The organism is Nostoc sp. JL33 (genome assembly GCF_017114985.1).
Lineage (GTDB): Bacteria > Cyanobacteriota > Cyanobacteriia > Cyanobacteriales > Nostocaceae > Nostoc.
Window position 1 is genome coordinate 206,814 of record NZ_JABXKP010000100.1, and the last position, 15,185, is coordinate 221,998.

General features: G+C 42.6%; 16 protein-coding genes and 1 pseudogene. 10 read left to right on the forward strand and 7 right to left on the reverse strand.

The window, feature by feature from the left end:
* Positions 1–101: 101 nt before the first annotated feature.
* Both HWQ23_RS30915 and HWQ23_RS30920 read left to right on the forward strand, forming a co-directional pair.
* Positions 102–1,070: a glutathione S-transferase family protein gene (locus tag HWQ23_RS30915; RefSeq protein WP_292837288.1), complete on the forward strand. Its 969-nt coding sequence runs from the start codon at positions 102–104 to the stop codon at positions 1,068–1,070.
* Positions 1,071–1,910: 840 nt separating this feature from the next.
* Positions 1,911–2,423, forward strand: a complete 513-nt coding sequence (locus HWQ23_RS30920; RefSeq protein ID WP_100898999.1) for a hypothetical protein — start codon at positions 1,911–1,913, stop codon at positions 2,421–2,423.
* A 145-nt stretch (positions 2,424–2,568) separates the two neighbouring features.
* Here the strand turns inward: HWQ23_RS30920 and HWQ23_RS30925 are convergent, their stop codons facing one another.
* Both HWQ23_RS30925 and HWQ23_RS30930 read right to left on the reverse strand, forming a co-directional pair.
* A complete protein-coding gene (locus HWQ23_RS30925; RefSeq protein WP_292837291.1) occupies positions 2,569–3,150 on the reverse strand; it encodes a thioredoxin family protein in 582 nt (193 codons plus the stop codon).
* Between the two features lie 141 nt (positions 3,151–3,291).
* Positions 3,292–3,507 carry a chlorophyll a/b-binding protein gene (locus HWQ23_RS30930; protein ID WP_292837293.1) on the reverse strand — a complete coding sequence of 72 codons (216 nt, stop codon included), beginning with the start codon at positions 3,505–3,507 and terminating at the stop codon, positions 3,292–3,294.
* 196 nt (positions 3,508–3,703) lie between these two features.
* Between HWQ23_RS30930 and thyX the strand changes: the two genes are divergently transcribed.
* Complete coding sequence (gene thyX, locus HWQ23_RS30935; RefSeq protein WP_190942978.1) at positions 3,704–4,426, forward strand: FAD-dependent thymidylate synthase; 723 nt, start codon at positions 3,704–3,706, stop codon at positions 4,424–4,426.
* Between the two features lie 112 nt (positions 4,427–4,538).
* Positions 4,539–4,646: pseudogene (locus tag HWQ23_RS30940) on the forward strand (DUF2887 domain-containing protein); the annotation flags it as partial.
* A gap of 149 nt (positions 4,647–4,795) precedes the next feature.
* Here the strand turns inward: HWQ23_RS30940 and HWQ23_RS30945 are convergent.
* From HWQ23_RS30945 to HWQ23_RS30955, 3 genes are all read right to left on the reverse strand, one after another.
* Positions 4,796–4,942, reverse strand: a complete 147-nt coding sequence (locus HWQ23_RS30945; protein ID WP_292837297.1) for a hypothetical protein — start codon at positions 4,940–4,942, stop codon at positions 4,796–4,798.
* 453 nt (positions 4,943–5,395) lie between these two features.
* Entirely contained in the window at positions 5,396–5,947 is a 552-nt protein-coding gene (dcd, locus tag HWQ23_RS30950) for a dCTP deaminase (protein WP_230967836.1), read from the reverse strand.
* A 92-nt stretch (positions 5,948–6,039) separates the two neighbouring features.
* A complete protein-coding gene (locus HWQ23_RS30955; protein ID WP_292837299.1) occupies positions 6,040–6,576 on the reverse strand; it encodes a P-loop NTPase family protein in 537 nt (178 codons plus the stop codon).
* A gap of 332 nt (positions 6,577–6,908) precedes the next feature.
* Between HWQ23_RS30955 and HWQ23_RS30960 the strand changes: the two genes are divergently transcribed.
* The 6 genes from HWQ23_RS30960 to HWQ23_RS30985 all read left to right on the forward strand — a co-directional run bounded on the left by HWQ23_RS30960 (position 6,909) and on the right by HWQ23_RS30985 (position 12,013).
* Positions 6,909–7,532 carry an adenylate kinase family protein gene (locus HWQ23_RS30960; RefSeq protein ID WP_292837301.1) on the forward strand — a complete coding sequence of 208 codons (624 nt, stop codon included), beginning with the start codon at positions 6,909–6,911 and terminating at the stop codon, positions 7,530–7,532.
* A 173-nt stretch (positions 7,533–7,705) separates the two neighbouring features.
* A complete protein-coding gene (rph, locus tag HWQ23_RS30965) occupies positions 7,706–8,449 on the forward strand; it encodes a ribonuclease PH (RefSeq protein WP_292837303.1) in 744 nt (247 codons plus the stop codon).
* A gap of 266 nt (positions 8,450–8,715) precedes the next feature.
* Positions 8,716–9,438, forward strand: a complete 723-nt coding sequence (pgl, locus tag HWQ23_RS30970; protein WP_292837305.1) for a 6-phosphogluconolactonase — start codon at positions 8,716–8,718, stop codon at positions 9,436–9,438.
* 235 nt (positions 9,439–9,673) lie between these two features.
* Positions 9,674–10,534 (forward strand): FHA domain-containing protein, encoded by an 861-nt coding sequence (locus HWQ23_RS30975; protein ID WP_292837307.1) that lies wholly within the window; start codon positions 9,674–9,676, stop codon positions 10,532–10,534.
* A gap of 293 nt (positions 10,535–10,827) precedes the next feature.
* Positions 10,828–11,571, forward strand: a complete 744-nt coding sequence (locus tag HWQ23_RS30980; RefSeq protein WP_292837309.1) for a M50 family metallopeptidase — start codon at positions 10,828–10,830, stop codon at positions 11,569–11,571.
* A 238-nt stretch (positions 11,572–11,809) separates the two neighbouring features.
* Positions 11,810–12,013: a hypothetical protein gene (locus HWQ23_RS30985; RefSeq protein ID WP_292837311.1), complete on the forward strand. Its 204-nt coding sequence runs from the start codon at positions 11,810–11,812 to the stop codon at positions 12,011–12,013.
* A 93-nt stretch (positions 12,014–12,106) separates the two neighbouring features.
* Here the strand turns inward: HWQ23_RS30985 and HWQ23_RS30990 are convergent, their stop codons facing one another.
* The gene (locus HWQ23_RS30990; protein WP_292837313.1) at positions 12,107–13,111 is read right to left on the reverse strand and encodes a 2-hydroxyacid dehydrogenase; all 1,005 of its coding nucleotides are present in this window, start codon (positions 13,109–13,111) and stop codon (positions 12,107–12,109) included.
* A gap of 1,079 nt (positions 13,112–14,190) precedes the next feature.
* Positions 14,191–15,054 carry a class I SAM-dependent methyltransferase gene (locus HWQ23_RS30995; protein ID WP_292837315.1) on the reverse strand — a complete coding sequence of 288 codons (864 nt, stop codon included), beginning with the start codon at positions 15,052–15,054 and terminating at the stop codon, positions 14,191–14,193.
* Positions 15,055–15,185: the final 131 nt, after the last annotated feature.

Genomic DNA, 15,185 nt, shown 5'->3' on the forward strand with positions numbered 1-15,185 from the left:
GCAATGCCCTGAGCAAGCCGTTGGTTAAGCGGAACAATCCAAAATCCAAAATTTAAAATCCAAAATTGTTTGACTGTTGACTAATAACTAAGGAGATAATTATGGGTTTGGGAATTCTTAAGGATGGTCAGTGGATATCTCAAAGAGATCAAGAAGACTCAGAAGGTAAATTTATCCGTCCATCAACTACTTTCCGCAACCACATTACAGCTGATGGTTCTAGTGGGTTGAAAGCTGAAGCAGGGCGCTATCATCTGTATATTTCTTGGGCTTGCCCTTGGGCGTGTCGCACCGCTATTATCCGCCAATTGAAAGGACTCCAAGATGTCATTGGGTTATCAGTCGTTGCAGCAGAAATTGATCAGAATAGCTGGGAATTTGGTAATGAACCGGGGTGCATTCCCGATACAGTCAACGGGAGTCAATATCTTTGGCAACTTTATCTAAAAGCTGACCCTAACTATAGCGGTCGGGTGACAGTTCCAGTTTTATGGGATATCCAAAATGGGACAATTGTCAATAATGAATCCCGCGAAATCATTCGGATGTTTGATACAGAATTCAATGCTTTCGCTAAACAAAATATCAATTTTTATCCAGAACATTTACAAAAAGTAATTGACGAGACAATTGATAAAATTTATCAACCAATAAATAACGGTGTCTACCGGGCGGGATTTGCTACCACTCAGTCGGCTTATGATGAAGCAGTAACGGAATTATTCACCGCTCTCGACTACTGGGAAAAAGTATTGGGAAATCAACGCTATCTTTGCAAAAATCAAATTACTGAGGCGGACTGGTGTATGTTCACTACTCTGTTTCGTTTCGATGTAGTTTATTATGTGCATTTCAAATGCAACTTACGCAGGATTGTAGATTATCCGAATCTGTGGAATTATCTCAAAGAACTTTACCAACTGCCGGGAGTTAAAGAAACTTGCAATCTTGACCACATCAAACGGCATTATTACAGAAGCCACCCCCAAGTTAACCCAACTCGCATCGTCCCAAAAGGGCCACTGATTGATTTTGATGCGCCCCATAACCGAGATAAAATATTTGCTTGATTAACACTACTGACCTTTAACTGTTTTGTTCGCTTGTCGCGTCATCGCTTCATGAGTATTACATGCAGCCCAGAACTTAGTGCCATTCATCTAGGGTAAAAAATTTAAAAGCGTTAATTTTTGCAAAATCTACGTGATCCAGTACAAATACTCTAAATTACAGTAATTCGATAAAGTTTAGAGGATATTTGAAAAGTCCTTTTGTCGAGTTTGAAAACAACTAGCAGCGTTACGGGGTTCTTCTTTTAAGAGAAGTTACAAAAATTCGGTTTCATCTTCGGTTAGAGCGCCCAACAGTAGACGATGGTGAAGATCCCCAACACCCGGATGTGACCCCGTAAAGGCAGGCAAAAGGGGGCCGTTAAATAATTAACTTGTGAAAAAGGTCTTCGTGAGTTTCTACGGTTATAACAGAAGGCGACATTAGGATACACTGGCTTTTGAATAGACCGGAAGTTCAGCAGCAACAAACAAAATCGCTGCTGGTGACTTCCTGCCTAATATCCTATCGCTTTTTGCTGTATGAAACTTACTCAAATCTACGGCAAGTCTCCCTCAAGAAGGTTTCTTAGCATCTAAAAAGACTCCCACTGTTTTGAGGCTATAGCCTTAGAATATTTACAAGCTTTACTTACGAATTACCTCTCTCTAGAGAAAGTACCGTTTTTAGTGTCTAAGCTGACATTCTAACCTGTTTCTATTGGTATCTGTGTAGCTTAACAAATCAACGGATTCATTAATATTAAGCCTGTTTTACTATTTAGTTTCTTACCCTGACCTATTAGACAGCTAGAGTGTTCATTTCACTTTGTTCAATAGCTTTTAGCCCTTATCGCTCCCATGCTGACCCATCACCGCAAGCCCGTGTGCTTATCACTTATTTCCACTGACCTACCAATTTGGTCTGTTGTGGAAACTGCCGCGACATTGTATCAAAAAGATACTGATAGATTCCATTTGCTGCTGACCGCACCGCCCCTAATTAGCTGTGAAGTAGAAAGCGTCGTAAGTCCAGAGGATACACTTCCCCAAAGTAAGAGCAAAGCTTACGCGCCTAACAGTCCCAGAATTTTGTGGCTGGAGATTTCCCCTTATCGGGTTATCATGACCATGCAAGGTAACGCTCAAGTGAGTTATCGTCACTTTTGGGAACGGGGCGTTTATGGCATTAGTCGCTATTGGTTGCCAACTGAGTCCTTGCAACCTAACAATCCGATTCGTTTACGAAATTTTACTAGTAGCCTAATTCTCAACGGACATCCCTTGCCAGAGCATTTGCGGCTGGAATATGAATTGTGGGCAGAAAAAGTCCAGCTAGGATGCTACATACTGAATTTGGAAATTAAACATTGATAGTTATGGGGAGTGGGGAGTGGGGAGTAGGAAGAGATGCGATTAATCGCGTCTCTACTAGGGAGTAGGGAAAAGTTTTCCCAATACTCAATGCCCTGTTTGGCCTGTTTGGCCTGTTTGGCCAATTCCCCATTCCAAATCCCTTTCAACCAAAATAACTGGGTTGGTTTCCAGGTTTCCATTTAATATTGCAACCAACACTCGGCTTTTGCTCACTCGTAACAGGTTTACCCGCCAGCACTGCTTCAATGGCTGCGCGTAAATCTGCGCCTGTTACGGGTTTACCATTACTGGGGCGGCTATCATCTAATTGTCCCCGATAAACAAGTTGCCGATCGCTATCAAATACAAAAAAATCTGGTGTGCAAGCTGCTGTGTAAGCCTTTGCGGTTTCCTGGCTCTCGTCGTAGCATAAGGTAAAATTAAACCCTTGTTCTGTGGCAAATGCTTGTAACGACTCTGGCGCATCATCTGGATAATTTTTTGCATCGTTAGCACTAATGGCAACGATCGCTAAATCACCTGTAAAATAATCTTTTCCTAACTGCACTAATTCTTGTTGAATGTGCTTGACAAATGGGCAATGCCGACAAATAAACATTACCAACAGCGCTTTTTTATCTGCGAAGGTGGAAAGTGAAGTTGCCTTTCCTGATACTACTTCAGGTAGATTAAAATCTGGTGCTTTTGTGCCTAGCGGCAACATAGTCGAAGCAGTTAAAGCCATAGTTCACCCTATATTTTTACGCTGATAACGGCTTTTGCTATCAGTATATTTTTACTCTACCACTAAGTTTTCCATAAATTAAGAGACGGTAAATTTACCGTCTCTTATATTTGTTGAGAATTAATTTATAGAAATAAGTTTTTACAGACTTGCCAAAATACCAATGATACCGTGTCCTGTGAATACTTCTAATGCTATCAGAGAGACAAAACCAATCATTGCTAAACGACCGTTGAGCATTTCTGCGTAAGGAGTAAAGCCTGTGCGATCGCCTTGCTCATCTATATAAACCTTTGGCTCGATCGCAAAGTTGTTCAGTTTCCCTTGGTCGTCAATTATAGCAGTGTTTGTACGCATGGATTTTTCCCTGTCTTCTCTGTTATGTAAATAACTGTAACAAAGTTATTAATTTTTGTAAAGTATCTTAATCTGCTTAAGTAGAAGTCCCAACCAGAGATATGATCGTGGATCGAGTTAAAAGCTATGTATAACAAGCAGGCTCCGCTCCTTCTGCGTAAGCAATCTCAGTTACCAATCCATTCCCCAACAGCTAATGCATCGATTTCGAGTAGAGGTTATTGCCAAAACACCAAACCCGCAGCAGGTGATTTATGCCGCGATGCACCAGGACTATACTGATGGGTTCGTGTTTGATGAGCGCGACTCCTGGCCCTCGGAGTCACAAAGCGGCGAAGTAATTGTTAAGCGACTTTTAGCGGGTGAAAGGGGACACTATGGCCCTCTAGAGCATCCCCAGATTGTTTTCAACTGTGGCTACTTTCCCCACAGCGTGATGCAGCAGGCCCGTACTCATCGCGTAAGTGTATCATTTGATGTACAATCTTTCCGGTACACAGGCAACCAATTTATTGATGTAGTAGAAGGTAAGAAAGATATAGAAGATGTTTTTTACCTACGTCCCGTTGGTTATTACACTGATAGGCAAGGCAAAAAATACCACTATTCACCAGAGCAACGAGCAGCAGATTTGGAGTGGTGTCTAGAAGCAGCTAAACGATATAAAGCTGATTTTGAGGGTGGAATGTCCGAAGAACATGCAAGAGGTAAAGTACCTTTTGATTATCGTCAGCATTTTGTAGTTAGTTTCAATTTAAGGTCTTTCTTACATTTTTGTGACCTGAGAAATAAGAAAGATGCTCAACTTGAAATTCAAAAGTTGTGTGAAATGATGTGGCCTCATTTTGAAGATTGGGCACCTGCGATCGCACAATGGTATGAAAAGCAGCGTCTAGGTAAAGCAAGATTAGCACCATAATCATATTTTGGCACAATAAATTCATACTGAATTCTGACGCCTCGGCGGAGCAATCCAAAGCTCCGCTCCTGAGTTCTGAATTCTTCTTATAAAAAATTTCTTAAATGCTTTCATGCGTCGAGATTCAATATTTTACAAACTGTTTCAACAGTCTCCCACTTTACTGTTTGAACTAGTGGCAAATCCTCCAACCAATGCAGATAGCTATCGTTTTGATTCAGATTTAGAGCGATCGCACAATCGTATGAAAAGTAGCATCTAGGTAGAGCGAGATTAGATACCTACTGGCTACGTTACAATTCAAAACTCAAACTTTTATTTATTTTGAATTGCTTAGACTTTAGCCAGGGTAACAAGTTCTAGCTGCTCCTAGTAACCCAAGTTGCGGGTTATAAATCTCCGAGTTCCTTGCACGTGGAGATTGATGCGATCGCCAACAACAAACTGTGCGGATGCGCCAGGCACCTTAAGCAGGTCGTCGGTGATAGCATAGATCGCAATTGTTTCATTTAACATCTGCCCCTCCTAATTTTCGTGCCTGGAGGGGATTTTATTGCTTAAGTGGTCGCGTGTCATCACCAGACTGCATAACTAGCAACTTGGGTTAATACATCATCCAAGATAGACCCTGGATATGAAGGAAAACTTTCCATCACAGTTTTCAATTTAGGTAAAAGAACGATTGAAGTTAAGAAAGGACAAGTTTTTTGTACACTTTATGTAATTGATGTCAAAGAAGGAGTTATTCCTTATCAGAAAGGGTCTAAAAAAATTGCCGGAAACTCTAGAAAGAATTTATTAAGTAGAGTGAGAGATTTTATTGATACAAATCAGACCTACTTTACTATTATCTTAACTATTGCAACCATAGTTTTAACAATAGTTCAAATTGTGCAGCCTTTAGGTAAACAGGAAATACAGACACTTCCTAAAGAAAGCAGAGAGAAAATTAAATAATTCTTTTGAAGCTTAAACCTTAGCTAAAGTTACACCCTTTAGCTGGTCTTGATACTTCCCCTGGCGTGCTTCATAATTTACAGCACATGGTTCTCCTTCCAAAAACATCAACTGTACTATTCCTTCACTGGCGTAAATGCGGCAATCAGCGCTAGAAGCGTTGGATAACTCTAGTGTCAAATAACCGCGCCAAGCAGCTTCGGCTGGAGTTACATTTGCAATTATTCCACAGCGAGCATAAGTACTTTTACCTATACAAATTACTGTAATATTATCTGGTATTTCCAGCCTTTCAAGGGCAACCCCAAGCCCATAGGAGTGGGCAGGCAGAATGAAGTATTTGCCATTAACATCTGTATGGAGTTCTGTTCGCTCCAAGTTTTCAGGATTAAAATTCTTAGGATCTACTACAGTGCCTGGAATATGCCTAAAAATACGAAAGTCATCTGGTGATAGCCTGATGTCATAGCCAAAGCTGCTAAGACCAAATGAAATTACAGGTAAATTCTCAAGGTGACGTATTAGGCTCGGCTCAAAGGGCGAAATCAAACCCTGTTGAGCCATTTCAGTAATCCAGATATCGTTCTTAATCACAAGTTCGCTGCTAACGTTAATTCCAACCGACTCGATATATTAGCACAAACCGAGTATTTTGTTTAAGGTCGATAACTCCGACGGATTTCTGTAATTTGATCTGCCACATCGAGGAGAGATTTAGGCATCTCTGGCCCTGTGAGAATGATATCGACGTGGGGAGGGCGTTTTGCCAGAAACGCTAAAACTTCCGTTTCAGGAATTAAACCAAAGTTAATCGCTAAACTTAACTCATCTAAGACAACGAGAGAATACTTACTCTCACACACTACCTGCTGTGTATACTGCCACAGTTTTTGTAAGGCTTGGTTTTCCGCATCGTCTAAATGTGGTGTATCAATACAACGAGGCAAATCACAGCGAATCCAATCTAAATTTTGTCCTAATTGTATAGGTCTTTCCTGTCCTTGACGAATACCTCCTTTGAGGAACTGCACTATTAATACTGGCGTTCCTTGTCCAGCTATTCTCAGTGCTTGAGCCATCACGCTCGTAAAAAAGTTGCGATGGGAGCTAGTGAAAACTTGCACTAGTCCCTCAACTGGATATGGTAAGGTAAGGGTTGAATTTATACTTTGGGTTTCTAGCTGGGCAACCATAGGGTAAAGTTCAAAAAGTTACAATAAATTAAAGGTTTGTGCTGGCGGTACTTATGACAAATCTGCGTGTATAATCAATCTGTTTTTCACAGGTGTGGTAGATTTGGCAAATTTCATTCTTAGTCAAACACTACGTTTGTACTGAAGTCAAGAGTTATTTTCGTCTTTTCTCTGAAAGTAGTTGTAAAAATGAAAACACATGAGTTAGAGTTCCAATTATTTAAAAAAGCTGGGTATAACGGCTGAAAATCGCTAAATGTTAGATTTCCCGGTTGTTTGGGCAAAACAGACTTAGCAAGTAGTGAATTTGACAGGATGAGGAGTTAATTGTTGTGAGATTGGTGATTCTGGGAGGTTCAGGATCGGGGAAAAGCACTCAAGCACAAAGGCTTTGCAGATACTTTGATATTCCTTTGATTTCTACAGGTGAGATTTTACAAGAAGCAATATCTGGCGATAATCTGCCATCGGAGTTTCGATGGTCAAAAACCGATCCCCTGACTTCTCTTTCGGTTTACCCTAGCCTCAGTGAACTAGGTTACCACGCACAGGCATACGTGGAAAAAGCGGAGTTAGTTCCAGACGAAATGATCATTGAATTGATCCAAATTCGCCTCAGACAACCAGATATTAACTGCGATTGGGTCTTAGAAGGCTATCCCCGTACTGCCTTACTCGCTGAAGAATTAGATTTTTTCTTGGATGATTTAGGGCAAAAGCTAGATTGGGCAATTTATCTCCAAGTCCCAGAAGCTGTCATGGTTAGCCGATCCTTGGGGCGATCGCTACCAGATGACCAAGCCGAAATCGTGCAACGCCGTGTAGAATTATTTTACGATCGCACCATTCCAATACTTGAATATTACGACCGTCGTCGCTGCCTATTGACCATCAACGGCGACCAGTCACCAGAGATGGTGCAGCAAAATATTTTAACTCTGCTTTCAGTTCCTTAGATAAAAAAGCAGGGGAGACAAATCAATTCATAATTCATAATTCATAATTCATAATTCAAAATTAAAGAATTTCTGCCTCCTCTTTCCCACTCCCCACTCCCCACTCCCCACTCAGATGATTTGCAACACTAAGGTAATCTTAAGGCAGTATTCTAAAACTTGAGGCAACTCCAATGGCTTGGCAGCGTCCTGACGGTCGTCTTCCCTACGAACTACGTCCGATCAGCTTTCACCCCAATTTCACCCGCTTTGCCCCCGGTTCTGTTCTCGCAAGATGCGGTGATACGCAAGTACTTTGTACTGTTAGCGTTAATAAGGGAGTTCCGAAGTTTCTTGAAGGAACTGGTAAAGGCTGGCTAACTGCTGAGTACCGAATGTTACCATCTGCTACCCAAAAACGGCAAGAAAGGGAATTATTGAAATTATCTGGACGGACGCAAGAAATTCAACGTCTAATTGGCCGCAGTTTACGCGCAGCAGTGGATTTTGAGGCACTGGGAGAACGCACGCTGACTGTGGATGCTGATGTGTTGCAAGCAGATGCTGGAACTCGGACAACAGCCATTACAGGCTCGTTTGTGGCGTTGGCTCATGCGATTTCTAAATTGTTGCAAGAGGGGGTGTTGGAGCGATCGCCTCTGTGTGGACAGATCGCAGCAGTTTCCGTAGGATTACTGGAGGGAGAGCCATTTTTGGATCTGGATTATATCGAAGATGTGGCTGCAACAGTAGATTTTAATGTGGTAATGAATCAACATTTGGGAATCATTGAAGTCCAAGGAACAGCCGAAGAAGGCAGCTTTAGCCGCACTCAGTTGGATCAACTGCTAGATGTCGCCCAAAAAGGAATTCAGGAATTGTTAATTGCCCAACGTGAAGCGATCGCTGACTGGGACGCACTGTTTGTGATTAATTAGTTTTATTAATTTTTGATAAGAATTAATAAATGTATCCGATGTGGCGTTAATCAACAAAGTATCAAGTAACTGGGTGTAAAGAAAAATAATCACCAGAGTAGTTACTACGACAGACTACTGATAAATTACCGTTGAAGGTGATACGGTGCGTCTACGTTTTTCCAGCCTACCGAATCCACGATGTTAAATGTTTCAAAAGTTAAAAAGGGGGATTGTAATAAATTCGGTATTGTATTGCTGTAAGCCAGCAATATGATCATGAAGCCATGAACAAAACCATTGAAGTTCTACCGGATCAGCCAGCACTGGTTGCACGAGCGCTAGAATTAATTCTGTCGAAGTTAGAAACTGCCATTGAGCAGCGTGGTCAGTTTACCATCGCCTTATCTGGCGGGAGTACACCTAAACCGTTATACGAAGCGATTGCTAATCAAAAACTGCCTTGGGATAAAATTCATATATTCTGGGGGGATGAGCGTTACGTACCAGCAGATCATCCCGATAGCAATGAACTGATGGCGCGGCGTGCGTGGCTAGATCGTGTTGACATCCCAGCAGCTAACATTCATGCCGTACCAACTTTAGAAGCTAATCCAGAACTGGCTGCTACCAAGTATGAACAACATCTCAAAGAATTTTTCAATTCTTCTGGGGTCGAGTTTCCCTCCTTGGATGTAGTATTACTAGGAATGGGTGATGATGCACATACCGCATCTTTGTTTCCCCACACAGAGGCTCTCAAAGTACGCGATCGCCTAGTTACTGTGGGTAACAAAGACGAAAACCCTCGGATAACTTTCACATACCCCTTTATCAACTCTGCTCGCAGCGTGATTTTTGTGGTTGCTGGTGCTAATAAACGACCAGCTTTGGCGCAAGTCTTTGCACCTGTAGCCGATGACTTCACTTACCCATCTCGCTTAATTCAGCCCCAAGGAGAACTTTGGTGGCTGCTGGATGCGGCAGCAGGTTTGGAACTCCAACATTGAATTTGGCCAAACAGAGCAATTCAATTTTGGATTGAGGATTTTGGATTAAATTTCAATTCTAAAATCTAAAATCTAAAATCTAAAATTCTTGCTCTCCCTGCTCCCCATTCCCCGTGTCAGAGCGTCCAATTCATTGTTCCATCACCAGTAATTGCTAGAATTTAAAGCTAGGGCCGCCCTCTGCTTGCCAGTCCTACCTATATTTATGATGATCTTGAACAAAGGCTAAATATCGATGATCGTCTGCCCTAATTGCAATCATCCCAACCCTGATGGCGCTGTCCAGTGTGAAGCTTGCTATACACCCTTACCTGCGACTACTAACTGTCCCAGTTGTGGGGCAACTGTGCAGGCAGATGCTGCATTCTGCGGTCAGTGTGGCTATAACCTTCACTCCGCAGGAGTTCCACACGTTCATACTGCGGTAGCTGCAACAGTTACTCCCGATATTCCTGTGGAAGTACCGCCGTTAGTTCCACCCGATCCACTGTTAGAACTTTTACAACCAGATGCCTTGGGAATGAGCGAATCTACTAACTCACATCCTCCCAGTTCATCTTTACCACCAACAGAGATGGCAGTTCCCCCAGTAGCTCCGCCACAGGTATCTGTTATAGAAAGCAGCCCCCCAGAACCAACGCCAACCGTCGCAGCTCAACCCGTAGTCTTTGAAAAAAGTATTCCTACTCCACCACCTTTGGAATCAGCGCCAGCCTCCCAAGCCGAAGTAAAACCAGCACCAACTGCTTCCAAAACGCAATTGCAGCAGGTTACAGCGCGATTAATCTACGTTCAAAGCGATCGCATAATTGAATTGCCGCAAAATCTCTCTGTGATTCATATCGGCAAGCCCAATGATCGGATTCCCCCAGATATAGATGTTTCAGGATTTCCCAATTCAGAAATTGTCTCGCGGATTCATGCAGATATTCGCGTCGAGGGAGACGCTCACTATGTAGAGGATGTGGGAAGTTCTAATGGCACTTACATTAATAATTCGCCGCTTTTACCGGGGAATCGTCACCGTTTGCGTCCAGGCGATCGCATCAGCTTGGGTAAAGGAGACTTGATGACATTCCTGTTTCAACTTGCTTAACTGATTCTCGATCAATTGTGACATGAGTCTAGGCATTTTCTGCCCATCCTCCAGCATCCATTTTGGAGGATAAACAAATAAACCGCATCAAACAAGCGACGGATAACTATGTTGTTCTTGATAGCGCCATAGTTTAAAGCCGTCGCTTCGATGTGCGAATTGTTGCATTGCCCAACAACTCCATTACCTTAATAGTTACACTAGGATGGGTAAAATCTAAAATTGAATCCCCCCAAATTCATCTGTGGGGAAAATCTAAAATCTAAAATCTAAAATTCAAAATAGAGTGACCGATGAGGGAAGCAAACAAAAATTTTAAAACCTTGCTCACCAAAGAAGCCCCGCCAGTTGTTGAACGCATGGGGCTAAGGTGGCTAATTGCAGCCGCGATCGCAACTGCTTTACTGTGGCAAGTACCAGGAGGTGATTATATCTTATACCCATTTACGATCCTAGCAACCTGGTTTCATGAAATGGGTCACGGCTTAATGGCACTCCTCTTAGGGGGACAGTTTCAGAAATTAGAGATTTTTAGCAATGGTTCCGGTGTCGCAACTTATGGCATCCGTTCCTCATTCGGGACAATTGGCCCGGCAATAGTCGCAGCCGCAGGGCCAATGGGGCCGCCTCTTGCTGGTGCAGCTTTGATTCTGGCTTCCCGCAGTTTTACAACAGCAACTCTCTGTTTAAAAATATTAGGGAGTTTTTTGCTGTTTTCCACATTAATTTGGGTACGTTCCTGGTTTGGATTGGTGGCAATTCCCTTACTGGGTTTAATAATCTTGGGTATTGCTCTGAGAGCACCTCGCTGGGCACAAGGGTTTGTTATTCAATTTCTGGGTGTACAAGCTTGTGTGAGTACGTACCATCAACTTGATTATCTATTTAGTAGTTCTGCTGGCCCCCTTGGACTCTCTGATACAGCGCAAATGCAGCGATATTTGCTTTTACCTTACTGGTTTTGGGGCGGGTTAATGGCGATCGCATCTCTGGTAATTTTAGTCCAAAGTCTTGGCGTTGCCTATCGTTCAAAGTAATGAGTAAGAGACACCATCAAAAGGCGATTGAATCTTTAGCTCAAAGAATTACTGAACATCAAGAAAAGATGAGACTGGAATCAGAGAAGAGTTTTCCTGACGAAGGTTTAATTAAGCATTAGGAAAAAGAGATTCGTGCTTTTGACAAGGCAATCCAACAAGCGCGTAAAAGATTGGGACAATGAATATGTAGATTAGCGATCGCCATCTTGCAATCACGAATTCAACGCTCAGTACCTTGATTGCTGAATTAGGTACAGAATGCCTGAAAGTACAAGCCTTAGTTAACCAATTACAGTTACCTAGTTTAACTGCTAACCAACAAGCTGAAATTCTCGCAGAACTCCTAGCTGCTGCGGTTCATCTGCATAATCATTCTGACGAAGATTTTCAGATGCTAATTACTGAAGAAATGGAAAATTTGCCTGATGATCAGGATTGACTGGTGATTTTAGTCCAAAGTCTTCGCGTTACCTATCCTTAGGCGTACATGAATTTGCAGATTGGCGTTGGTATAGCGATCGCCAAGGATTACCTAAGCTGACGGTTGAGCGCGAATTTCATTGGCGCAAGGACGACCATGTTCAACATCAGCAATATTAGCAAAAGTTGTTTCTGCAATATTGTGGAGAGCTTCTGCTGTAAAAAAGGCTTGATGTCCGGTAATTAGTACATTGGGGAACGTTGTCAGACGCTGGAAAATATCATCTTGAATAATTTCGCCAGACAAATCCTCAAAGAACAATTCCGATTCTTGTTCGTAGACATCCACACCAAGATAGCCAATTTTACCAGACTTCAATCCCTCAATCACTGCTTGGGTATCAATCAGCGCTCCTCGGCTAGTGTTAATTAGCATCACGCCTGGCTTAATCTGTTCTATAGCCTCAGCGTTAATCAAGTGATGCGTTTCCGGAATCAGAGGGCAATGCAGGGAAATAATATCGGAGTTGGCAAATAGCTCAGGTAGTTCTACATACTTTCCACCTAGCGCCTCCAATTCGGGATTGCGATAAACGTCATAGGCGAGTAGTTCACAGCCAAACCCTTTCATAATCTGTCCTAAAATCAGACCGATTTTGCCGGTGCCGATAATCCCGACTGTGCGCTCATGCAAATTAAATCCCAACAGTCCATCTAGGGAAAAATTGCCTTCTCGGACACGGTTATAAGCACGATGAATTTTGCGATTCAAGCTTAAAATCAATCCCACAGCATGTTCTGCTACCCCGTAGGGTGAATAGGCGGGAACACGCACAACGGTAATTCCTAAGTCTCCTGCGGCTTGTAAGTCTACATTGTTAAACCCTGCACACCGGAGGACAACCAGCCGAGTTCCCCCTGAGGCGAGAATTTCTAAAGTTGGGGCATCAACCTGATCATGGACAAATACGCAAACCGCCGGAAATCCGGCGGCGAGAATAGCCGTATCCCGGTTTAAACGGGGTTCAAAAAACACTAACTCGTGTTGGGTGGGAGAATTTGCAACTGACAAAAACTGCCGATCATAGACTTTTGTACTGAAGACTGCTACTTTCATGCAAAACCTCAAGCTGTATGCTGCACGGTATTCGACTAGATAATAACTTGGCAGTTAGAAAAGCGATGTCTACGACGAGCGTAGCTGCGGCATCTTTGAAGATTGTCAGTCAACCAAGTTAGAAACTGTAAGCTAATTTCTGCCCAAGGCTATCCATCTATGGAGTGTTTGTCCATATCTTGAAAATTAAGCTCTTTTATTACTCTGAAAAAATCAAATATTTGTAGGTTGGGTTGAACATTCGTGTTACCCAACAAAATCAATCTTGGTGTTGGCTTACCCTGCTCGAAGCCAACTACGTTCCTCAAACGCCACTTGCAAGGCTAATCGGGAAACCGCACCTGTAGCAGTGACTCCCCAACAAGAGCCTACGCCTAGATTTATAAAAACTAATCAGAAACATTGGTTTCTGATTTTTATCTCGTGAGAGTCATAAAAGAGCGCTTTTAAATAATGGAACGCAAGAATCTTCTCTTCTTAGGCTTCGCCCAACAATTCCATTTTCCAAAATTTAAAATCTAAAATTCGGTGACACAAGAGGGATAATATCATGTCCGCTTGATTGCTTATTAAACCCGAAGAACCCCAAAGAGCCAAAGCTACGCTTTGTCTCCCCTCCCCGCTTGCGGGGAGGGGTTAGGGGTGGGGTGTAATGACTGTGGTTAGCATAACTAATTATGCGGACATGATATAAGAGGTTGTTTTAAAAGTCCCAAAAGGGAATGGCATTATATAAAAGCCCAAAGGCTTGTGTTGCCTGGTTAAGAATCTTAAGACTCTTAATGTATGACCAGAGGCTCTCTCTGCCTGTGGTCAAGAAAGAGGAGGCTCTTAACAAGCCAGGGCAAGGGCTGTATCTTAACTTAGTGCCATTCGTCCCAGAAGGTATAATCTTGTGGTTCTAACTTGAATCAACTACAACGAAAAAACAAGGTTTCAGCCATGTACTGAGATGCTTCGCTGTACTCACCATGAGAGTAAAAGACTCTTTTAAAACATCCTCTAATCAATTGCTAATATATTGTTGGCGATAAAAGCTTATTGCCAATCTTAGGTGTTTGTTTTAGAGGTGATCTTGGTTAACCTGATGATTTAGATAACTGCCAGAGTTGGATTTGATAACAGAGATGGCGATCAAAAATGCTGCGTGCTGCTAAACCCTCGACAATCGGCTTTTCCAGCCAGCGTTTGAACGCTAAACGACCGAGTGCGTGTATTGGTGGGACTGCGATCGCTACAACATCAGCAATATATTTGATGGTAGTCAGTCCAAAAGTACGAAAGTTATCAAGACACAAGTCAATCGTTGGCGCAATTTGGCTGGAGATGTCCTCTGTCTTTATTAACTTAAATCCAGCCTGCTCTAACGCTTCCTGAAGCTCGCTAGCGACATGACAATTAGAGAAAATGCCCTCTCGATATTCAGGATCAGAACGCATCATATCCGCAAGCAATAGGTAGCCACCACTACTTAATACACGAGCTGCACCCTGAGCTAAATCGTCAGCAGCAATATATTGGCTGCTTTCACTGAACAGAACTAGGTCATAGGAGTTTGAGGTGTGAAAATCTTCAAATCTGGTTAAGTAGAAAGGTACTTGAGAGTTGGTATTCTTGATAAACTTTTCTTGTTGGATTGCATCGGGTGCTAATCCCTCAACGTCAAAACCGCGATCGCACAAATATGCTGCGTTACCACCAATACCACAGCCTACGTCAAGCACAGTTTTTGTACCCTCTGGAATGAAACTGAAAAGCTTGACTGCATAGGCAACTTGCGCCGCACGCATCCGAGTTATGGTCAATTCCTCACCCACAGCAGGTAGTGGCTCCCAATATCCGTAATGGAGATAGGGGGAATTTGTCAGTCCCATGTAATAGTCTATCGCCGCATTTTGGTAGCGCGTTGGTTTGGGAATGTTGATTGATTTTGATTTGAGCATTGATGGATAAAGTAAGTTTTAGGGTATTATACTAGGTTGAAATTCTGACCAACGTTTGCAAAGTTGTTCGTAACCCATTACCAGTATTGGCGTTCTTGGAGCATTCCGTTACGCAGATAAAGCAATAATGT